General features: G+C 58.5%; 21 protein-coding genes and 1 tRNA gene. 14 read left to right on the top strand and 8 right to left on the bottom strand.

All coding sequences use genetic code 11. The annotated features are described in order from the left end of the window. Nucleotides 1-157 precede the first annotated feature (157 nt). The 6 genes from J3P94_RS19700 to J3P94_RS19675 all read left to right on the top strand — a co-directional run bounded on the left by J3P94_RS19700 (nt 158) and on the right by J3P94_RS19675 (nt 4,129). Nucleotides 158-1,600, top strand: a complete 1,443-nt coding sequence (locus tag J3P94_RS19700; protein WP_305496026.1) for a PLP-dependent aminotransferase family protein — start codon at nt 158-160, stop codon at nt 1,598-1,600. Nucleotides 1,601-1,684: 84 nt separating this feature from the next. Next, on the top strand, nt 1,685-2,158 hold the full coding sequence (locus J3P94_RS19695) for a translation initiation factor 2 (RefSeq protein ID WP_434569331.1): 474 nt from the start codon (nt 1,685-1,687) through the stop codon (nt 2,156-2,158). A 148-nt stretch (nt 2,159-2,306) separates the two neighbouring features. Continuing rightward, nucleotides 2,307-2,561: a YkgJ family cysteine cluster protein gene (locus J3P94_RS19690; RefSeq protein WP_434569330.1), complete on the top strand. Its 255-nt coding sequence runs from the start codon at nt 2,307-2,309 to the stop codon at nt 2,559-2,561. Between the two features lie 39 nt (nt 2,562-2,600). Next, the gene (locus tag J3P94_RS19685; RefSeq protein ID WP_434569329.1) at nt 2,601-3,209 is read left to right on the top strand and encodes an START domain-containing protein; all 609 of its coding nucleotides are present in this window, start codon (nt 2,601-2,603) and stop codon (nt 3,207-3,209) included. Nucleotides 3,210-3,347: 138 nt separating this feature from the next. Then, nucleotides 3,348-3,584 (top strand): hypothetical protein, encoded by a 237-nt coding sequence (locus tag J3P94_RS19680; RefSeq protein WP_434569328.1) that lies wholly within the window; start codon nt 3,348-3,350, stop codon nt 3,582-3,584. A 203-nt stretch (nt 3,585-3,787) separates the two neighbouring features. Continuing rightward, complete coding sequence (locus J3P94_RS19675; RefSeq protein ID WP_434569327.1) at nt 3,788-4,129, top strand: ribonuclease E inhibitor RraB; 342 nt, start codon at nt 3,788-3,790, stop codon at nt 4,127-4,129. A 79-nt stretch (nt 4,130-4,208) separates the two neighbouring features. Here J3P94_RS19675 and J3P94_RS19670 read toward each other — a convergent pair whose 3' ends face one another. Further along, on the bottom strand, nt 4,209-5,027 hold the full coding sequence (locus J3P94_RS19670) for a c-type cytochrome (RefSeq protein ID WP_434574254.1): 819 nt from the start codon (nt 5,025-5,027) through the stop codon (nt 4,209-4,211). A gap of 587 nt (nt 5,028-5,614) precedes the next feature. Between J3P94_RS19670 and J3P94_RS19665 the strand changes: the two genes are divergently transcribed. From J3P94_RS19665 to J3P94_RS19655, 3 genes are all read left to right on the top strand, one after another. After that, nucleotides 5,615-6,820: an acetyl-CoA C-acetyltransferase gene (locus tag J3P94_RS19665; RefSeq protein ID WP_434569326.1), complete on the top strand. Its 1,206-nt coding sequence runs from the start codon at nt 5,615-5,617 to the stop codon at nt 6,818-6,820. A 26-nt stretch (nt 6,821-6,846) separates the two neighbouring features. Continuing rightward, nucleotides 6,847-8,991 (top strand): 3-hydroxyacyl-CoA dehydrogenase NAD-binding domain-containing protein, encoded by a 2,145-nt coding sequence (locus tag J3P94_RS19660; protein ID WP_434569325.1) that lies wholly within the window; start codon nt 6,847-6,849, stop codon nt 8,989-8,991. Between the two features lie 84 nt (nt 8,992-9,075). After that, nucleotides 9,076-9,810: an amidotransferase gene (locus tag J3P94_RS19655; protein WP_434569324.1), complete on the top strand. Its 735-nt coding sequence runs from the start codon at nt 9,076-9,078 to the stop codon at nt 9,808-9,810. 90 nt (nt 9,811-9,900) lie between these two features. On the opposite strand, the gene J3P94_RS19650 is transcribed toward J3P94_RS19655, so the two are convergent. The 3 genes from J3P94_RS19650 to J3P94_RS19640 all read right to left on the bottom strand — a co-directional run bounded on the left by J3P94_RS19650 (nt 9,901) and on the right by J3P94_RS19640 (nt 12,738). Further along, complete coding sequence (locus J3P94_RS19650) at nt 9,901-10,872, bottom strand: magnesium and cobalt transport protein CorA (RefSeq protein WP_434569323.1); 972 nt, start codon at nt 10,870-10,872, stop codon at nt 9,901-9,903. 135 nt (nt 10,873-11,007) lie between these two features. Beyond that, complete coding sequence (locus tag J3P94_RS19645) at nt 11,008-11,730, bottom strand: 1-acylglycerol-3-phosphate O-acyltransferase (RefSeq protein ID WP_434569322.1); 723 nt, start codon at nt 11,728-11,730, stop codon at nt 11,008-11,010. A gap of 318 nt (nt 11,731-12,048) precedes the next feature. Continuing rightward, nucleotides 12,049-12,738, bottom strand: coding sequence for a crotonase/enoyl-CoA hydratase family protein (locus J3P94_RS19640; RefSeq protein ID WP_434569321.1), 690 nt, complete (start codon nt 12,736-12,738; stop codon nt 12,049-12,051). Nucleotides 12,739-13,046: 308 nt separating this feature from the next. Here J3P94_RS19640 and J3P94_RS19635 point away from each other — a divergent pair. Continuing rightward, nucleotides 13,047-13,136, top strand: a tRNA-Ser gene (locus J3P94_RS19635). A gap of 124 nt (nt 13,137-13,260) precedes the next feature. Here J3P94_RS19635 and J3P94_RS19630 read toward each other — a convergent pair. Both J3P94_RS19630 and J3P94_RS19625 read right to left on the bottom strand, forming a co-directional pair. Beyond that, nucleotides 13,261-13,410 (bottom strand): hypothetical protein, encoded by a 150-nt coding sequence (locus J3P94_RS19630; protein ID WP_434569320.1) that lies wholly within the window; start codon nt 13,408-13,410, stop codon nt 13,261-13,263. Nucleotides 13,411-13,455: 45 nt separating this feature from the next. Further along, the gene (locus J3P94_RS19625) at nt 13,456-13,638 is read right to left on the bottom strand and encodes a hypothetical protein (RefSeq protein WP_407684018.1); all 183 of its coding nucleotides are present in this window, start codon (nt 13,636-13,638) and stop codon (nt 13,456-13,458) included. Between the two features lie 321 nt (nt 13,639-13,959). Between J3P94_RS19625 and uvsE the strand changes: the two genes are divergently transcribed. Continuing rightward, a complete protein-coding gene (gene uvsE / locus J3P94_RS19620) occupies nt 13,960-15,000 on the top strand; it encodes a UV DNA damage repair endonuclease UvsE (RefSeq protein ID WP_434569319.1) in 1,041 nt (346 codons plus the stop codon). Then, nucleotides 14,960-15,622: a nuclear transport factor 2 family protein gene (locus J3P94_RS19615; RefSeq protein ID WP_434569318.1), complete on the top strand. Its 663-nt coding sequence runs from the start codon at nt 14,960-14,962 to the stop codon at nt 15,620-15,622. Before uvsE ends, J3P94_RS19615 begins: the two co-directional genes overlap by 41 nt. Nucleotides 15,623-15,655: 33 nt before the next feature. On the opposite strand, the gene J3P94_RS19610 is transcribed toward J3P94_RS19615, so the two are convergent. Further along, entirely contained in the window at nt 15,656-16,471 is an 816-nt protein-coding gene (locus J3P94_RS19610) for a DUF1206 domain-containing protein (RefSeq protein WP_434569317.1), read from the bottom strand. A 224-nt stretch (nt 16,472-16,695) separates the two neighbouring features. Between J3P94_RS19610 and J3P94_RS19605 the strand changes: the two genes are divergently transcribed. Beyond that, nucleotides 16,696-17,028, top strand: a complete 333-nt coding sequence (locus J3P94_RS19605; RefSeq protein WP_434569316.1) for a type II toxin-antitoxin system HigB family toxin — start codon at nt 16,696-16,698, stop codon at nt 17,026-17,028. Further along, on the top strand, nt 17,025-17,663 hold the full coding sequence (locus J3P94_RS19600; RefSeq protein ID WP_434569315.1) for a helix-turn-helix domain-containing protein: 639 nt from the start codon (nt 17,025-17,027) through the stop codon (nt 17,661-17,663). The genes J3P94_RS19605 and J3P94_RS19600 overlap by 4 nt, the downstream gene beginning before the upstream one ends. 14 nt (nt 17,664-17,677) lie before the next feature. On the opposite strand, the gene J3P94_RS19595 is transcribed toward J3P94_RS19600, so the two are convergent. Further along, nucleotides 17,678-18,643 (bottom strand): EamA family transporter, encoded by a 966-nt coding sequence (locus J3P94_RS19595; protein WP_434574252.1) that lies wholly within the window; start codon nt 18,641-18,643, stop codon nt 17,678-17,680. Between the last annotated feature and the right edge of the window lie 49 nt (nt 18,644-18,692).

Below are 18,692 nucleotides of genomic sequence, written 5' to 3'. Positions count from 1 at the left end.
TTTTTTGCGCCTGGAGATCGTAGAGAAAAGGGTACAGTTTGGGGGTGTCACTGCACTGTGCTGTCAAGTAATCTGGCAACTGTCCCAGTACACTTCTAAACTGTTCCGGTAATATTTCCCACAAGAATAAAATGCCCGTGAAATCGAGTGCTGCGTCATGACCAACCTCCTGCTCTACCAACGTATTGCTCAACAACTGGCTGAAGATATCCGGCGCGGTGTATATCAGCCCGGCGAACGCGTGCCTTCGGTGCGCAAGATGAGTTCGCAGCTCAACGTCAGCCATGCCACTGTGTTGCAGGCCTATGCCAACCTGGAAGACCAAGGGTTGATCCGGGCGCGGCCGCAGTCGGGTTACTACGTGCACCAGACGCCGGCCCTGACCGCGCCGACGCCGGACATCGCCCGGGTCGAGCGCCCCGGCCTGGTGACGCGCAGCAGCATTATCCAGCAGGTGTTGGTCGAGTCGCGCCGTGAAGGGGTCTTCCCGCTGGGCGCGGCGGTACCGAGCGTCGATTATCTGCCAGTGCGGGCGTTGCACCAGCAGTTGGCCAAGGTCACACGGTTTCACAGTCCGCGGGCCTTCAGCTACATGTTCAGCCCCGGCTTCGAGCCGTTGCGACGCCAGGTGGCGATTCGCATGCGTGATGCCGGAGTCGTGGTCGACCCCTCCGAAGTGGTGATTACCCATGGCTGCGTCGATGCGTTGCAAATGTCGCTGCGCGTGCTGACCCGGCCGGGGGATCTGATCGCCGCCGAGTCGCCGACCTATTACGGTTTGCTGCAGCTGGCGGACCTGTTGGGGCTCAAGGTGATCGAGATCCCCAGCGATCCTGTCACCGGCATGAGCCTTGAAGCCTTGCAGCTGGCGGCCAACCAGTGGTCGATCAAGGCGTTGGTCCTGACCACGCGCCTGAGCAATCCCCTCGGCGGCACGATGCCTGAGGAGCGGCAAAAGCAGCTGCTGCGCCTGGCGTCGGATTTCGACATTCAGATTGTCGAGGACGACATTTACGGCGAACTGATGTTCGAGCAGGGGCGTACCAAGGCACTCAAGGCGTACGACCGCCTGGATCGGGTGATCTACTGCTCGAGTTTTTCCAAGACCTTGTCGCCGGGTGTGCGCATCGGCTGGATGATCGCCGGCAAGTTCCAGCAAGAGATCCAGCGCCTGCAAACGTTCAGCACTCATTCGGCGTGCAGCGTCACGCAGATGGGCATCGCGGCGTACCTGGAAAACGGCGGCTATGACCGGCACCTGCGCTACATACGCCAGGAGTACCGCAAGAACCTCAGCGCCTTTCAACTGGCTGTGCAGCAATATTTTCCTGAAGGCACGCAAATGAGCCGTCCTACCGGGGGCTTCATCCTTTGGGTCAGCCTGCCGGGACGGGTCAATACCCAGGAGTTGCACGTGCGGGCGCTGCAGCAGGGCATAAGCATCGCCCCCGGGCTGATCTTCAGTAACACCGAGCAGTTCAACCACTGCATTCGCCTGAACTGCGGCACGCCCTGGAACCGCGAGGCAGAGCGGGCCCTGATGACGCTGGGGCTGTTGGCCACCCAGCTGTGCCAGGAGACCGCGAGCGGGCTCCTTTAAATTCAAGCGCTTGGATGGACATGCTTGTCAGCGCTCGATTAACAGGCGAGCATGGGGCTTGTGTCGTAACTGCCATCGAGTCCAATGAAAGCCATTGTCCCTGCCGTCTGGGTTTTGCTTGGCCTGTTGACTGCCTTCCATTCAGGAGGCGTCGTGGCGGCTGCGGCACAGGAAAAACCCGCGGCCAGCGCTACGAAGAATCCTGGCAAGGCACCCGCAGCGGTGAAAAAAGCCCCCGCGAAGAAAGCCGCGAATACCAGAAAAAAACGTGCGCCTGTCGCCTCCAAAAGCAAATCCGCCCGCGAAATTGCCAAGACCCGACTGCCACCGGCGAAGCTCGACTTGAGCTTGCCCAACGAAATGGTCGAGGAGCTGAAGCCCCCGGGAACTGTGCCGCTGCCCAAGCGTGAGCCGTTGTTGCCGCCCATGTTCGGCGATAAGCCTGGGCCGTTCCAACTCAACGGACGTTTGCTGAGCAACGAAATGCAGCTGCCGTTGCGCAATCAGGAGCGCAACGAAGTGGAAGGCGCAGCGCTGGAGTTCGAATTCAAGCAGTAGGTATTCGTTGCGCCTGCAACTCGTCGCTGACTGCTCGGTCATCGCGTCATGAACGAAAAAACACTCATCCAGTAATTTGAAACGTTCGTTTTAGCCGTTACTCTCTGTCCTGTTATCAACCATTACCTGCCGCGAGGACGTTTTCGTCATGAAATGCCGCGAGGGCTGTGGCGCCTGCTGCATCGCCCCCTCCATCAGCTCACCCATCCCAGGGATGCCTCAAGGCAAGCCGGCGGGCGAGCGTTGCGTGCAGTTGTCGGCCGACAATCTGTGCCAGATATTCGGCCGGGCCGATCGCCCTGCGGTGTGCTCGGCGTTTAAGGCTGACATCGAGGTCTGTGGCGATAGCAGCGAAGAAGCCATTCGCTTGATCGGTTGGTGGGAGCAAGTCACGGCAGCGTAATGCGTCAAGATCGGAACTTCGAAAACAAGGAAAACAATTATGGGTTCGCTGCATCGTATGGCTGTGTTGTGTGGTTTGACCGTGTTGCTGGCGACGGCTACCGCCCAGGCTGAGGATTGGCAGGTTGCCAAGGAAAAGGAAGGCATCAAGGTTTCACTCAGTGAAGTCAGCGGTTCCAAGTACAAGGCCTACCAAGGCGTGACCGTCATGAAGACCACCATGGCGAAGTTGCGCGCCTTGCAGGAAGACGTATCGGGTGCCTGTGCCTGGATTCATGAATGCAAGAGCCAGAAGCTGCTCAAGCACGAGGGCGGCGAGAGCTGGACCTACACTCAATTCAACACGCCATGGCCGGTCACGCCCCGTGACTCAGTGCTGGAAGTCACTACCGTCGAAGGCGCGGATGGCAGCCTGACCCGCAACCTCAAGGGCGTACCCGCTTACGCACCTGAAGAAAAAGGTTTCGTGCGAGTGGCACAAGTCGAAGGTTTCTGGAAATTCACTCCCAAGGGCGCGGATCAGGTCGAAGTGATTTACCAGGTCCATACCGAGCCGGGGGGCGATGTTCCGTCCTGGCTGGCTAACAAGTTCGTGGTGGATGCGCCGTTCAATACCCTGAAAGCGTTGAAAGAACGCGCCGAAAAATAGTCTTGGTCACTCCGAGAAAAACCGCCCTTGAGGCGGTTTTTTCGTATGTGCCGTCAACGAACTCAGCGGAACGATTGTTTCGCCGCCAATGTCGAGATAGAGGTAAGCCCGGCCATTCCATCGATCAAGGAGACATTGATGCAAAAGTGGGAAATCACCTTCGTTGACGATCACGGCGAAACGATCGCCGAGCAGTTTGATTACGCCCAGGAGCCCACGATGGAACAAGCGGCACAACTGATTCGGGAAAAGCTGGTACCTCTCTCGAAAGAGCTGGACCTCAACGACCTGGAGGGCCGCACCGACGACCCCACGGTCAAGAGCCTGAAAACCCAGAACAGCATTGAAATCACCAGCATTAAACCGGTTCCATGAAATTCATTGTCTGGTCCCGCTTGGCAGTCGCACTGACTTGACGCTACTCTGCAATCGAGATCAGCGAAAGGATCGCGAAGGTCCGGTCTTGTCAGCTACATGCTTGTGTCCCGACGGTCATTTGATGCCGTATCGCTTGTAACCGCTGGTTGCATGCACGGGAAGACGGAAAGTCTATCCATCGGTTCTGAGGAGGACGTTTCATGAGCACAGCCTATCAAGAAGATGTCAGCACCAGCGTGTTGCGCCGCATGAAAGAAGGCGGTTTCGATTTCTCCCAATTCCATCCCATCGAGTTCTACGCCATTTTTCCCGACGAGGAACGGGCGCGCAGGGCGGCAGGTCATTTTCGAGGAGAATCGTTGAATGCGCAGATCAGCGCTCGGGAAGATGGAGCCTGGTCACTGGAACTGAGCCGGGTGATGTACGCCACTTATGACGATATCGGCGACTTCGAACTGAATTTCGAGGCGGTGGTGGAGCCACTGGGTGGCATCATTGAAGGGTGGGGCGTCAAGCAGGAGATCCGTCGCCTGCAGGCCTGATACTTACTCTTTGCAGCACAGCAACGGCTGACCTTTGTGTCGGCCGTTTTCATGTAGCGCTCTTGTGGCAATCAAGCATCTACGGCTGCTTGCGTCCCGCCATATGCTTCAAATATCCCACCAGCAGATCAAGCTCCGCATCCGGCAGCACCGCCGCCGAGAACCCCGGCATCTTCCCTTGAGGCCAGCGCCGCAGGCTCTGCGGATCCCGTATGTAACGCTTGAGAAAATCCCCCGAGAAGTACTCGGTTGGATTGAAGGGAATGTTCAGGTCCGGGCCGAACTGGGCATCGCCTGCACCGTTGAGGCGGTGGCAGGCCAGGCAATTTTTCTGGAACAGCGCAAAACCCTGATTGATCGGATTGTCCCTGGCCAGGCCCGGGGCGGGCAGCAGGGCAGGGAAACGCTCGGCCACCGCGGACAGGCGCTTGATGCTCGCCAGCGCGTAGGGCCACTGTTCGGGGCTGATATGTCCCGCCTGGGGATCGGTCCAGACCAAGTAAAAGGGCCCGGCACTGCGCTTGCCCTCGCCCAGTGAGGGCCAGGGGGCTGCTGGGTCTTCGATCGCCAGCCACGCACGGGCGCCACTCTGGTTGAGCAACGGTGCAGCGGACATTTCGGCGGCAAAGCCATCCAGCGCCACGGCCTGCAAATGGTCATCCGGCTGGACGCCGGTCAACAACGCCGTGAGGGGGACGGCGCGATAGCTCATGGGTTTCTTGTAGGAAACATCGTCATTGATCCGGACCGTCCGAGCTTCAGGATGCTTGAGCAGTTCCTCGGTTTGCCAGGTGCGTGCCTGCGTGCCCAGTTCAAGTACGAGTTGCGCGGCAAATAGAGGCGTGCTGAGCAGCAGCGCCCCGATCGCAATGAGAGCTTTCAATGAATCGCCTTCCATGTCGAGAGGGAAGCGCAAAGGGTGGCACAGCCACCGTCGCTTGAACAACGACCCTCGTGCATTTGCTGGCGATGGCACCACGCGCCGGATTCAGCCGATGACCTTAGTAATGTTCGGCAAAATCAACAGCAGCGTAGTGGCAAAGAGGATGAGTCCGGCTTGACGAACTTTCGAGTGTTTGAACATGGCTGACCCGCCTTTTTTGTTATTTCCTGAGGCCAGCCTGCGTAGCTCCGTGGCGGCTGGCGTTGCACTTCCTGTTTGAAACTGGCTGACAAGCGCCTCGGCAAAACCCGACGACTCTCTTGTACAGGGTTTACATTAGGGGCCGCAGGCGCGTTGGCTTAGATCCAATTCATATGAGTTTCAAGCTGATAGCTATTAAACAGGCATGAGGCCTATTGCCAGCTACTTGCCGGCCCTCTTGCTAGACAGCTTGCTCACCTGAAACGGTTAACCCGATAGCACGCTACCGTTCGTCTGAGCGTGGCTGTCAATGCCGTTGAGCGCTGGGGTCATTGAATCCGGCGCCGCTGGGCTTAAGGTTGGAGGTGTTCGCATTTCGTCGATGATGGTTCGAGGATGTCATGACCCAAGCTTTGATTTTCGATGCATTACGCACGCCCCGCGGCAAGGGCAAGGCCGATGGCGCCCTGTACACCGTCAAGCCGGTGAACCTGGTCGCCGGCCTGCTCGACGCGTTGCGTCAGCGCATGGGCCTGGACACCCGTCACGTCGATGACATCGTGCTCGGCTGCGTGACTCCGGTAGGAGACCAAGGCGCCGACATTGCCAAGACGGCGGCCCTGGTGGCAGGCTGGGACGTCAGCGTGGCGGGCGTGCAACTCAACCGTTTCTGCGCCTCGGGCCTTGAGGCGGTGAACCTGGCGGCGATGAAAGTGCGCTCCGGCTTCGAGGACCTGGTGGTGGCCGGCGGCGTGGAGTCGATGTCACGGGTACCGATGGGCAGCGATGGAGGCGCGTGGGCGCTGGACCCACAATCGAACCTGCAGGGGCATTTTGTCCCCCAGGGCATTGGCGCGGACCTGATCGCTACCCTGGAAGGTTTCAATCGCGAAGATGTCGATACCTTCGCGCTGCAATCCCAGCGCAAGGCCGCTCGGGCTCGGGACGACGGATCGTTCGCGAATTCACTGGTGGCGGTGCGGGACCAGAATGGCATCGTGCTGCTGGACCACGACGAATTCATCCGTGGCGACTCGACCCTTGAAGGGCTGGGCAAGCTTCGGCCGAGTTTCGAGGCGATGGGCCAGATGGGCTTCGACGCGACGGCGTTGCGTGTCTACAGCCATGTCGAACGAATCAACCATGTGCACACCCCGGGCAACAGCTCGGGCATCGTCGACGGCGCGGCGCTGATGCTTGTCGGCACCGAGGCAAAGGGCCGCGAGTTGGGCCTGGAGCCCCGGGCGCGAATCGTCGCCATTGCGGTCACCAGCACCGAGCCGACCATCATGCTCACTGGCCCGGCCCCGGCCACCCGCAAGGCCTTGGCGAAAGCCGGGTTGCGGGTGGAAGACATCGATCTGTTCGAGGTCAACGAAGCCTTCGCCTCGGTGGTGCTCAAATTCATCAAGGACATGGCCATCGATCCCGCAAAGGTTAATGTCAACGGAGGTTCTATCGCCATGGGGCACCCACTCGGTGCCACCGGGTGCGCAATTCTTGGCACTTTGCTCGATGAGCTGGAGGCGCGTCGCCTGCGTTACGGCCTGGCGACGCTGTGTGTCGGCGGCGGAATGGGCATCGCCACTATCATCGAACGCCTCTGAGCCCTCGACACCAAGGAACACTTTTCATGACCGAAGCCATTCGTTACGAAACCGGCCAGGACCGGATCGTTCTCCTGACCCTGGACATGCCGGGCCAGAGCAGCAATACCATGAACGCGATCTATCGCGAGGCGATGGCCGCCTGCGTGGCGCGTCTGTTGGCCGAAAAAGATTCAATCGCCGGGGTGATCATCACCTCGGCCAAGAAAACCTTTTTTGCCGGTGGCGACTTGAACGAGCTGGTCAGGATCGACCCATCCGAGGCCCAGGCGTTCTATCAGATGGTCCTGGGGCTGAAAGCGCAACTGCGCGCCCTCGAAACCCTCGGTGTACCCGTCGTCGCGGCGATCAATGGTGCGGCCTTGGGCGGCGGCTGGGAAATCTGCCTGGCGTGTCATCATCGCGTAGCGCTGGACCATCCATCGGTGCAGATCGGCTTGCCGGAGGTCACCCTCGGCTTGCTGCCGGGCGGTGGCGGTGTGGTGCGGATGGTGCGGGTGCTGGGTTTGGAAAAGGCTTTGCCGTATCTGCTCGAGGGCAAGCGACTTGGCCCGCAGCAGGCGTTGCAGGCCGGCTTGATCGACGAGCTGGCGGCGGATCGCGACGAGCTGCTGGCCAAGTCCCGAGCCTGGATTCTCGCCCATCCGGATGCGATCCAACCTTGGGATGTGAAGGGGTATCGGCTTCCAGGCGGGACCCCGTCCGACCCGAAGGTCGCCCAGATGCTGGCGATCGCGCCTTCGATCCTGCGCAACAAGACCCAGGGCTGCCTGCCGGCCCCGGAAAAGATTCTCTGCGCTGCAGTAGAGGGCGCGCAGGTGGGGTTTGACGCGGCGCATCTGATCGAGACGCGCTATTTCACCGAGCTCGCCACGGGACAAGTGGCGAAGAACCTGATCGGCACCTTCTGGTTTCAACTCAACGAAATCAAGGCCGGCAAATCCCGCCCACAGGGTGTTGCGCCTTATCTGACAAAAAAAGTCGGCGTGCTCGGTGCGGGCATGATGGGCGCCGGTATCGCCTGCGTCAGCGCCGTGGCCGGCATCGACGTGGTGCTCAAGGACATCGACCTGGCCGCCGCACAGAAGGGCAAGGCACGCTCGGCGGCGTTGCTGGACAAAAAAGTCGCGCGCGGCCAACTCACCGAGGAACAACGCGACGCCACGCTGGCGCGGATTCACCCTACCGACAACGATGCCGAGCTGGCCGGTTGCGACCTGATCATCGAGGCCGTCTTCGAAGACCGTTCCCTGAAAGCCCAGGTGTCGTCAGCAGCCCAGGCGGCAGCGGGGCCTGAGGCGGTGATCGCTTCCAACACCTCGACCCTGCCCATCACCGGCCTGGCCGAGGCGGTGCCGGACGCGAGCAGATTCATCGGACTGCACTTCTTCAGTCCGGTGGAAAAAATGCCGCTGGTGGAAATCATCAAGGGGGCCGGGACCAGTGATGAAACCCTGGCCCGGGCTTTCGATTTTGCCCGGCAGATCGACAAGACGCCCATCGTGGTCAAAGACAGCCGTGGTTTTTTCACTTCGCGGGTGTTTGGTACCTTCATCAACGAAGGCATTGCGATGCTCGGCGAGGGCGTGAGTGCGCCGATGATCGAAACCGAAGCGCGCAAAGCCGGGATGCCGGTCGGGCCCCTGGCTGTTTCTGACGAGGTTTCCCTCGGTTTGATGAGCCATATCCGCGCTCAAACCGCCAAAGACCTGCACGCAGAAGGGAAAGCGCCGACAGAGCATCCTGCATTCGCCGTGATCGACCTGCTGCTTGATGAGTACAAACGACCAGGCAAAGCGGCCGGAGCCGGTTTTTATGACTATCCAGCCCAAGGGCAGAAGCATCTCTGGCCGGAGCTCAAGAGCCGTTTCGAGAAAGCCGATGGGCAAATCCCCGCGCAGGATATCCGCGATCGCCTGCTGTTCATCCAGGCCTTGGAAACTGTTCGCTGCGTAGAAGAAGGCGTCGTCACTTCGACGCCGGATGCCAATGTCGGCTCGGTATTCGGCATCGGTTTCGCGGCCTGGACAGGTGGGGCGTTGCAGTTCATCAACCAGTACGGTTTGCCGGCATTTATCGCTCGTGCCCAGTACCTTACCGAGCAATATGGCGAACGTTTCTCACCGCCGGCCCTGTTGCTGGAAAAAGCCGCCAGCCGGGCGACGTTCTGACGGGGAGGGGGCTTGCCTTGGAGCGGTGTTTCAAGGCAGGCTCTGGGGTGTGCAATATTCCCATCATCGTGTCAGGTATTTTTTATGTCGTTACGCATCTGCATTCTGGAAACCGATATCCTGCGTCCGGAACTGGTCGAGCAATATCAGGGTTACGGGCAGATGTTCCAGCGCCTGTTTTCGCAACAGCCCATTGCGGCCGAGTTTGTCGTATACAACGTGGTGGAGGGGCAATACCCCAGCGATGGCGAGCAATTCGACGCCTACCTGGTGACCGGCAGCAAGGCCGACTCCTTTGGCAGCGACCCCTGGATCCAGACCCTCAAGACCTATCTGATGGACCGCTACCAGCGTGGCGACAAACTGCTGGGCGTCTGCTTTGGTCATCAGTTGCTGGCCTTGCTGCTGGGCGGCAAGACCGAGCGCGCCAGCCAGGGATGGGGGGTTGGCACCCATCGTTACAAACTCGCGGCAAAGGCGCCCTGGATGAGCCCGGTGATGGAGGAACTGACTTTGTTGATCAGTCATCAGGACCAGGTTACCGAGCTGCCGGAAAATGCCACGGTCATCGCCTCAAGCGATTTCTGCCCATTCGCGGCCTATCACATCAATGATCAGGTCTTGTGCTTCCAGGGCCACCCGGAATTCATCCATGATTATTCCCGGGCCCTGCTGGAAATTCGCCAGCAACACCTCGGCGAGCAGATCTACAGCCAGGGCGTGGCGAGCCTTGAACAGGAGCATCACGGCACGACGGTAGCGGAGTGGATGATGCGTTTCGTCGCCCACAAACCCCAAGCTGAAGCCGCCCAAGGCTGATTGTCCGGGCATCCCACATTTGATCAGCAGATCAAATGTGGGAGCGAGCCTGCTCGCGAAGACGGCCACGCAAATCCCACTAGCAAATCCCTACAACCATCCCGATCGCTTGAAACTCGCCCACAACGACGTACATCCCACCCCGATAAACCCGAGCACCAGAAAATACCCGTAGTGCCAGGTCAACTCCGGCATGTTTTCGAAGTTCATCCCATATATCCCCGCCACCGCGGTCGGAAACGCCAGGATCGCCGCCCACGCTGCGAACTTGCGTTGCACCACACTCTGGCGCGAGGCCTCCAGCAATACGCCGATCTCGATGGTCTGGCTGGCAATGTCCGCCAGTGTTGCTAGGTCTTCCATCTGCCGGGCGACATGAATCTGTACATCGCGGAAATACGGAGTCATGTTCTTGTCGATGAACGGAAAGTCCAGGCGCTGCAGCTCTTCGCTGATTTCCACCATAGGTGCCGCATAACGACGCAGGCGTAGCACGTCGCGGCGCAGACTGTGCAGGTTCTGGATATCGCGCTCGTTCAAGGCGCTGCACAGGACGTTGCGCTCCAGTTCATCGATCTCGGTGTGGATGGCTTCGCCGACGGGCTGGTAGTTCTCGATGACGAAATCGAGGATGGCGTAGAGGACAAAATCCTCCCCATGCTCCAGCAAGATGGGACGCGCCTCACAGCGCTGCCGGACATGTGCGTAGGACGCCGAGTGGCCGTTGCGAGCGGTGATGATATAGCCCTTGCCGGCGAAGATATGGGTCTCGATGAATTGCAGCTTGCCGTTCTCGCGTACCGGCGAATAGGTGACGATGAACAGCGCATCGCCAAACGTCTCCAGCTTGGGACGGCTATGTTTCTCCATGGCGTCTTCAATTGCCAGCTCATGCAGGTTGAACTGGCGTTGCAGGTTGGTCAGTTCCAGCGCGCTGGGCTCTTCGAGGCCGATCCAGACAAAATGTCCTGGTTTTGCAGCCCAGGCGCTGCCTTCGTCGAGGGTGATATTGGTGACTTTTTTACCGGCGCTGTAAACCGCAGCAGCAACGACTCTACCCATGGTGATGGTTCGCTTCTTCTTGGAAATTGGCAGTGGCAGGCAACGTGCAGCTTAGCGCGCCATGGTCTTTGAGAGTCAGCAAAATGCGCCGAGTTCGGTGCAAAAGAAAACCCGCCGTGAAGGCGGGTTTTTGGTTTACGCGACGCGCAGTTGCCGGTCCATCGTCTCGATGCATTCACGCATCTGTTCGCGGCATTGGGCGATGAGGCGGGGCATGTCATCCATGCTCAGGCCAGCGGTAGGAATGGCTGGCAGCGAACGAATGAGAATGTCACCGGCGTGCCAGCGATCCAGGCGCATATGCTTGATATAAGTGCTGACGCATACCGGGATAATCGGCACCCCGGCGGCAATCGCCATCTGGAACGCGCCTTTCTTGAAGGGCAACAGGTCTTCGCCCAAGTTGCGCGTCCCTTCCGGGAACACCCAGATGGACGTGTTTTCATGCTGCAACGTATGGGTGGTGGTCAGCATCGATTTGCGCGCCTTGATTGCATTGCCGCGATCAATCAACACGTTGCCCGCCAGCCAGAACAGTTGGCCGAACAACGGCACCCACTTCAGGCTCTTCTTGCCAATGCACACGGTACGACGCGGCACCACGTTGCCGAACACGAAAAGATCGTAGTTGGACTGATGATTGGCGATGATCACGCAGCCATGAGTCTTGTTGACCAGCGTGTCGACCTGTGCCTTGACCCGCAGGCGTAGAAACCACATCGCAGGCAGCGCGTACAACCTCGCGCATATACGACTGTTGTCAGGATTGAACGGCCGGCACAGACCCAGGATCACGCCCAGCACACCCGCCAAAATAAAATGCAGGCCCATCAAACACATACGCAGTGCAAACAACATCAACAGGCCCCATCGGGACAAAAGGTGGCGCAGTGTACGGATGTGCACTGTTTTCGGCAATTGCGCCTGTAGAGGGAGTAGATAGACGTTGTTTAAGCGTATGTTTCTAAACGATGAGTAAGAAGCGGAATAGAGCGGTTACCGATTCCTCAGTAACTTACATGGGAAACTTCACCAGTCCCGTGGCGAGGGAGCTTGCTCCCGCTTGAGTGCGAAGCGCTCATGAAAATGGGCCTGCTACGCAGTCCAGCGGGAGCAAGCTCCCTCGCCACGGGTACGTTGTTTTTCCAGGTGAGCGATGTTGCCTTTAGCCAACGTTCAGCCCGTGTATTCCTGATCCAGCAATATCGCGCTGTCCAATGCATCCAGCAACGCCTTGCGAACCTTGAGCTTGGTGTTCTTGTGGGCGGTCATGTTGATCTTCTTCAACTGACGCGCTGCCTCCAGTGCCGCAGCTTGCAACTCGTCAGCCGCGACCACCTTGTCGAGGAAACCGGCATCCACGGCGCTCTGCGGATTGAACATCTCGCCATTGATCACCGAGCGGTGGAACGCAGACTTGCGTAAGCGATCACGGGCCAGCTCGATACCGGCGTGGTGCATGGTCATGCCGATCTGCACCTCGTTCAGCCCGATGGTAAACGGCCCCTCCACACCAATGCGGTAGTCCGCCGACAGCAGCAAGAACGCACCCTTGGCCACCGCATGCCCAGGGCAGGCGACAACGACGGGGAAGGGGTGCGACAACAAACGACGGGCCAGAGTCGAACCGGACGCGACCAGATTGACTGCCTCCTTGGGGCCGGCGGTCATCACCTTCAAATCGTAACCGCCCGACAGAATCCCCGGTTGCCCGGTAATGATTACCACCGCGCGATCAGACACTGCCTGGTCCAGCGCAGCGTTGAATGCGACGATCACATCAGGCGAAATGGCATTGACCTTGCCATTGTTCAAGGTCAGGGTCGCGATACCGTCTTCGAGATGGTAGGCAATCAGGTCGCTCATGACGCTATTCCTTGTAAGAGAAGTGAAGCAGACGTTACCCACCGCCGCAGGCCAGGTAAAGCGCCGTGACTGACTCACCAGTCAGCGCCGCTCCGCCCCAAATCTCGCAAAGCGCCTAACAGCCAGCGCTTGCCCCTTGGGGCCACCCATAGCCGAAGCCGGAGTTTGGCCGGTTTGCCCTGCCTCGCCGCGTCCGAAATGCCCGACCGGCCTTAACCGCATGAAAATTCTGAAAAAAACCTTTGCCATCGGAAAGGCTTTCGACTACATTAGCGCGCCTCGACAGACTGAACAGTTTGCCGAGACACGGTGAAGTGTCCGAGTGGCTTAAGGAGCACGCCTGGAAAGTGTGTATACAGGAAACTGTATCGAGAGTTCGAATCTCTCCTTCACCGCCATATTCTGTAAACACAAACCCCTGATTTTCCTAGAGAAAGTCGGGGGTTTGTGGTTTTTGGTGTCTGGAAAAGGGCGATATGGGACCAATATGGGAACATTGGCTTTTTCTGCCGCATTTGCCCTTCAGCTCGCGCCACCCGTGTACTTGCCCCATTGCCCACCCTGAGCCAGCCCTACCAGTTCGGCCATTTGCTGGCGGGTATAGCCGAGGTTGATTTTCAGGCGCGCCAATGCGTCCGCGGAGGGCGGACTGTACTGCTCTATGGTTTTCATGTGGGCTCAAGGTAAGAAGGCCCCGCGTTTGCAGGGCCTGTCAGGTTAGACGAATTTGATTAGCAGCGTGGTGACGGTGGCCACTGTACCGATCAGGCCGGTGGCGACCGCGACTGGGTACCAGAACGTTTCGCGAGTCATCTTGCCCGCTTCGGCGTTGAGCTTTTTGGTCTCAGCCATCAATTTGGCAATTTCGACATGGACCTTTTCCAATTCTGCGCCGCTCATACTGAATTCCTGCATGGTGTTCGTCCTTTCGGGGTCACCACGGGTCGCGCTCTGTGCGCTGCCCTGAGATCCATATTGTCCTTTAAGGTACGGCTGCGAGTTTTTTCCTGCCCCGAGTATAGCCATTTGAATTCATTGCGGCTCGCCGATCAGCGTGTACTTGGGTTTCAAGGTATGCCGAGCGCATCGCAATCGGTTTTTCTTGGCGGCGCCAAGCGTGGTCAACATATCGCCGAAAATAGTTTTCATCGAGCCAATCAAAAAGGACAACTCAGCCACCAGGATGTCTACCGCCAACACGGATGACGGCCAGGACCTTCCATGACTCACCCCCGAATCGGTTTCGCCTGCCAATACCGGCACCCTGATCGCGGCCTTGCAGCGAGTGCGTTAAAGACCATCGAAGCGCCATACAACCCCCGCACTACGACGTTACGCTGGATGGATGGCGTCCCTCTCCAGGTCGCCCGCGACAAGCTGCTCGAAGTCGTGACGCACAATCTCGACGCACAGCTGCGCCTCATCGCCTACGTTGCCGAGCTTGCGCCGACCCTGCGCATGCTCCGACTGAGCAGTGATCTGTTGCCGTTCTACAGTCATCCGAAGGTGAGTGCTTTCTATCAGGACCCGGCCATTCAAAGCCAGCTGGAAGAACGCTTTGCTGCGATTGGCAACCTCGCGCGTTCGGCCGATATCCGGCTGTCCTTCCACCCTGGCCAGTATTGTGTGTTGGGCTCGGATAAACCGGGTGTGGTGGACAACAGCATCGCCGAGTTCGAGTACCACGCCGACATGATCCGGATGATGGGTTACGGTCGGCGCTTCCAGGACTTCAAATGCAACGTGCACATCGCCGGGCGCCTGGGCGGCGAGGGGATCCGTTCGATCTGGCCGCGGTTGTCGCAGGTGGCGCGCAATTGCATCACCTTCGAAAACGAGGAGAAGACCTACGGCGTCGATGATTGCCTGCAACTGGCTGACCTTGCCCCCGTCGTGCTGGATATCCACCACTGTTGGATCAACGAGAACGATTACATCGCACCGGACTCCCCGCGAGTCGATCGCATCATCGAAAGTTGGCGTGGAGTTCGGCCCACCATGCATTATTCACAGCCGCCGGAGCGATTGCAGGAATTGGGTTTCGATGCAGGCAAAAAGCTTGAGATGGATGCGTTATTGAAGGTGGTGTCCAAACGTGACTTGTACGGTCACAGTGATCAGATGTGGAATCGCTGGACCAACGAATACGCGCTCAAGTTTCTGGACCGTTTCGACATCATGTTGGAGGCGAAAGACAAAAATCTGGCTGCGCAGGCATTTTATGAAGATGTCGCTCGGCGTTATCTTCATCCCTGTGCATAGATCAAACGACCTGCGAACAGCATCAGGCAACCCCACAGCAGTATCGAGCAAAAGCTTCAAGGCGCATGCCGTTAAGGTTCTCAGAAAGAACTTTTATCAACTGCATTGCCGTGAGGTAAACATCATGACTACATGGAAAAGTTTGGGCTGGCGTGCCCAGGTTGTTGTTTTGGCGTTAATGCTTTCCACGAACACCTCCTGGGCTTCGGAAAACACTCAAGAAGCCAATACGAATCTGGTCCGCCAGGCATTCGCGAACTGGCAGCAGGGCAAAGGCACGGTCTTCGACCTGCTGGCGCCCGATGCGGTCTGGACAGTCGCCGGATCGAGCCCGGTTTCCGGCGTGTATGACGGCAAGACCGAGCTGATCGAACAGGCCGTGCGGCCGATCAGCGCCCGACTGGCGACGCCAATTTCTCCCACGTTGCAGAGCATCATCGCCCAGGATGACATTGTCGTTGTCCTGTGGAACGGCACTGCGACAGCCCTCGATCAAAAACCCTACAACAATACCTACTTGTGGCAACTGACCTTCAAGGATGGCCGGATCATTCAGGCAATGGCCTTCCTCGACACCTACGCGTTAAATGACCTCATGCGCCGGGTAACGCCTGCGCAGTAGAGGGCAGCTGACATAACAACGGCGCAAGTTGACCTATGTGTGCGCCACTCCTGGCACATCCATATTGATCTTGCGCCATGCCGCCTCGGAAAAGCTGTAGACCGAAAAGGCAATCAGCCCCAGGGCCATCACCATCAACACCAGGCCTCCGGCCGGCAGATTCTGCAACGCATCGAGGGCATCTTTCATGCCGGGCGGGTCCACGGCTTTATAGGCCGAGCCGCTGATGATCAGCAGCACGGCGATCTCGATAAACACTACCCCGCGGGCGATCAGGCCGAAGCGCGACACCGGCCGCACATAACGCATCACTTCTTCGTCAGCCTGGAAATATTGTTCGAACGAGGCCTTCCAGCCTTTAATGATGTGGGCAATGCCGACGCCCAGCGGCACCAGGGCGACGAGGTAAACCAACAGGTTTGAATGGTCCCAGGACAGGACGCGCGCCAACAGGTCCTGGGTTTGCCCACCGCCGGAATTCCCGGAGCTTTTCAAGCCGCTGATCAGCAGGCCCAAGGCAAAGAATGCCAGCGCGCCATTGACCAGGCCGCTCGCCAGCAACCCGGCGCGAATCACCAAGCCCTTGAACTGCGTGCCGTGATGATCAACGTCGCGCGTGGCTTGCAAAATGCGCCAGCCGGCGAAGGCAAGCAGGCCCGCCACCACTAGCCCGACCAAGGCATGGCCGAAGGGCTGGCTCAGCAAGATCTCCAGGCTTTTGTGACTGTCCTTCGGTTTGGTGGAGTCCTGGGCCGCGAGCAAGGCAAGAATGCCGACGATGAGATAGATAGCGCCACGAGCGGCATAACCGCCTCGGGCAAGTAGCACCAGGCTCTGGTGTGGGGACATGGGATCTATTCCGCGACAGTGATACAAAAACAGACCCATGGCGTCGGAAGGGGTTCGATTGAAGATGGGGCGCTGACCCATTGGTCTGATGGTTGCGTCGAGGTTCAGCGCACGGCTGGGATTGCTGACTTTTTCCGTCATCATTAAGCTTTCACATTTGCCAACAAACAAAAGTTGTTAAAAAACACAACCAGAGTACCATCGGCCCAAAGACAAGGACGCCCATGGATATACTCACGCCATCCCGCTTTGACGACGCTGCGATTCTGTACCCGAACGACAGGGCTGGGCTTGAGCGCTGCCTGCGCATTTTGAGGATGGCGCGTCCCAAGGAATTCACAGACCTGCAAAAGCTGTTCGGTACGCACGGTGTCGACTTGTTCAAGCCAAGAGCTGCAATGAATTGGGTTGTGATTGATGTAGGCGGCAATAATCTCAGGGTGATAGGCGGCGTTAACTACGCGCGGCAGAAATTCTACGTCAAACACGTCTACACGCATGCCGATTACGACGTCGCCAACGTCTGGTATGCAAGAAACAAAGGGACAAAACGATGAGCGCAGCCCGGAACGACTTTCAAACGGTGATCGCAACGCTTGGCGAGCTTTACGCGATACTGGATCGCCTGCGGGGTGAGTTTGTGCACGGCATCAAGACCCCGGCCGACTACGAGCGCGCGACCGATTTGCTCGATGAACTCACCGACGGGCGTGAGCTGAGCAAGACCGAGGAAAGGATTCTCGCTGAGCTTGAAGAGGAAATCCTGGCGTACCAGCGCGATTCCGACCAGTTCCGCGAATCGAACGCCGCTTTTGAGGCGACCTGCACCCCGGTGCAACTGATCAAGGACCTTATGGAGACGCTTGGGCTCACCGGTTCAGACCTTCCTGAAATCGGTGACAAAACCGCGGTGTCCAAGGTGCTCAATGGAGATCGCCCCATCAGTCACAAGATGGCATATGCGCTAGCTGAGCGTTTTGCGATGGAACCGAGCGCTTTCTTGTCGGCTGGTCCTGCAAAGGCTGCTCATCTCGGAACTGTTGATCTTCCTGTCAGGAAACCCTCAACCTATTACCGTTTTCACAGCGACTCTCCAACTGCACAGCCAGTGAAAGAGGCCGGTGCCGCTGAATACAAAGTAGTGACTTCGAAGGGCCGCAGAAAGGCAGTAAAGGAGCCGGATAGGGGGTAGCAATAACCTGTTGATCAAGTGGCAGCGGCCATTGTCGATCCACGCGAAGCCACGATGATACGCACCGCCATGATCACCCCGACAAGCACGGCAGCAAGCCCCGACATCTCCAGTAGCGTCGGCAGCCGGCCATGAAACCACAAGCCAAGCAGTGTCGCGAACAGCGACTCCAGGGCGATCAATTGCCCGGAAAGCACCATGGGCAGGCGCCGGGACGCAGCGTTCCAGGCCCAGGCGCCGACGACGGATGACATCAGCGCAATAACGAAACTCCAGAGGTACAAGTGTCCTGCAACGGAAAGACTGAAACCTACGCGCGGCAGTTCGAGCAGGTCGAACGCTTGTATCGCCGGTAACAGGTACACGGTGCCGATTCCCGCACCCGCCATCATGAGGCCTGTCCATACGCCCGAGGCGTTGGGCGATAGCTTCAGCAAGGCGCGTTGATTAAACCAACTGAACGCGAGCCACAAGATCACCGCACCGATTGAAAACAGCAAACCCATCAGCCAGGAACCCTGGCTTGCAACGGGTTGATGGACAGCGCCGAGATTGGACAGCAGCAGGCCCACGGTCAGAAAAACCAGTGGGATCGCCAGTTTGCTCCACTGGAGAGTTTTGGTCGTGGCGTTGCCCAGCAGTGCCAGCAAGACCGGCACCATGCCAATAAAGGCCGGGGTCAGCACCGGCCCACCAAAAATGATACCGGCGGCGATGCATGCGCTGTAGCCGAGATAGCCGATCACACCCAGGCCTGCCGCCAGGAGCATCTGATCGAGGCGCAGGAGCCGAAGTCGGGCCCGGTAGAGCAGCACGACACCCAGGCCCAGCGCTCCGGCGATCAGGAATCTTACGATCATCAAATCATAGATTGTGTAGGCCCCGGTGACGTAGGGCGCAATGAAGTTCAGCGCCCAGCTCAGCGTCGCGACTACCGCGAGGGCCAATCCGACGATGAGGTTCGAATGCGTCTTCACTATCCGACAGGTTCTCCGAGCATCAGCCCCCCGAAGGCGACGGATAATTTTC

Source organism: Pseudomonas sp. Z3-8 (assembly GCF_051131975.1).
Taxonomy (GTDB): domain Bacteria; phylum Pseudomonadota; class Gammaproteobacteria; order Pseudomonadales; family Pseudomonadaceae; genus Aquipseudomonas.
The sequence above is the reverse complement of the archived record's forward strand: the minus strand, read 5'-3'. Positions and strand labels throughout refer to the sequence as shown.

Bases quoted from the DNA above. Each gene is read 5' to 3' on its own strand.
- J3P94_RS19700 (WP_305496026.1), top strand. From the start codon at position 158: ATGACCAACCTCCTGCTCTACCAACGTATTGCTCAACAACTGGCTGAA.
- J3P94_RS19695 (WP_434569331.1), top strand. From the start codon at position 1,685: ATGAAAGCCATTGTCCCTGCCGTCTGGGTTTTGCTTGGCCTGTTGACT.
- J3P94_RS19690 (WP_434569330.1), top strand. From the start codon at position 2,307: ATGAAATGCCGCGAGGGCTGTGGCGCCTGCTGCATCGCCCCCTCCATC.
- J3P94_RS19685 (WP_434569329.1), top strand. From the start codon at position 2,601: ATGGGTTCGCTGCATCGTATGGCTGTGTTGTGTGGTTTGACCGTGTTG.
- J3P94_RS19680 (WP_434569328.1), top strand. From the start codon at position 3,348: ATGCAAAAGTGGGAAATCACCTTCGTTGACGATCACGGCGAAACGATC.
- J3P94_RS19675 (WP_434569327.1), top strand. From the start codon at position 3,788: ATGAGCACAGCCTATCAAGAAGATGTCAGCACCAGCGTGTTGCGCCGC.
- J3P94_RS19670 (WP_434574254.1), bottom strand. From the start codon at position 5,027: ATGGAAGGCGATTCATTGAAAGCTCTCATTGCGATCGGGGCGCTGCTG.
- J3P94_RS19665 (WP_434569326.1), top strand. From the start codon at position 5,615: ATGACCCAAGCTTTGATTTTCGATGCATTACGCACGCCCCGCGGCAAG.
- J3P94_RS19660 (WP_434569325.1), top strand. From the start codon at position 6,847: ATGACCGAAGCCATTCGTTACGAAACCGGCCAGGACCGGATCGTTCTC.
- J3P94_RS19655 (WP_434569324.1), top strand. From the start codon at position 9,076: ATGTCGTTACGCATCTGCATTCTGGAAACCGATATCCTGCGTCCGGAA.
- J3P94_RS19650 (WP_434569323.1), bottom strand. From the start codon at position 10,872: ATGGGTAGAGTCGTTGCTGCTGCGGTTTACAGCGCCGGTAAAAAAGTC.
- J3P94_RS19645 (WP_434569322.1), bottom strand. From the start codon at position 11,730: ATGTTGTTTGCACTGCGTATGTGTTTGATGGGCCTGCATTTTATTTTG.
- J3P94_RS19640 (WP_434569321.1), bottom strand. From the start codon at position 12,738: ATGAGCGACCTGATTGCCTACCATCTCGAAGACGGTATCGCGACCCTG.
- J3P94_RS19630 (WP_434569320.1), bottom strand. From the start codon at position 13,410: ATGAAAACCATAGAGCAGTACAGTCCGCCCTCCGCGGACGCATTGGCG.
- J3P94_RS19625 (WP_407684018.1), bottom strand. From the start codon at position 13,638: ATGAGCGGCGCAGAATTGGAAAAGGTCCATGTCGAAATTGCCAAATTG.
- uvsE (WP_434569319.1), top strand. From the start codon at position 13,960: ATGACTCACCCCCGAATCGGTTTCGCCTGCCAATACCGGCACCCTGAT.
- J3P94_RS19615 (WP_434569318.1), top strand. From the start codon at position 14,960: ATGAAGATGTCGCTCGGCGTTATCTTCATCCCTGTGCATAGATCAAAC.
- J3P94_RS19610 (WP_434569317.1), bottom strand. From the start codon at position 16,471: ATGTCCCCACACCAGAGCCTGGTGCTACTTGCCCGAGGCGGTTATGCC.
- J3P94_RS19605 (WP_434569316.1), top strand. From the start codon at position 16,696: ATGGATATACTCACGCCATCCCGCTTTGACGACGCTGCGATTCTGTAC.
- J3P94_RS19600 (WP_434569315.1), top strand. From the start codon at position 17,025: ATGAGCGCAGCCCGGAACGACTTTCAAACGGTGATCGCAACGCTTGGC.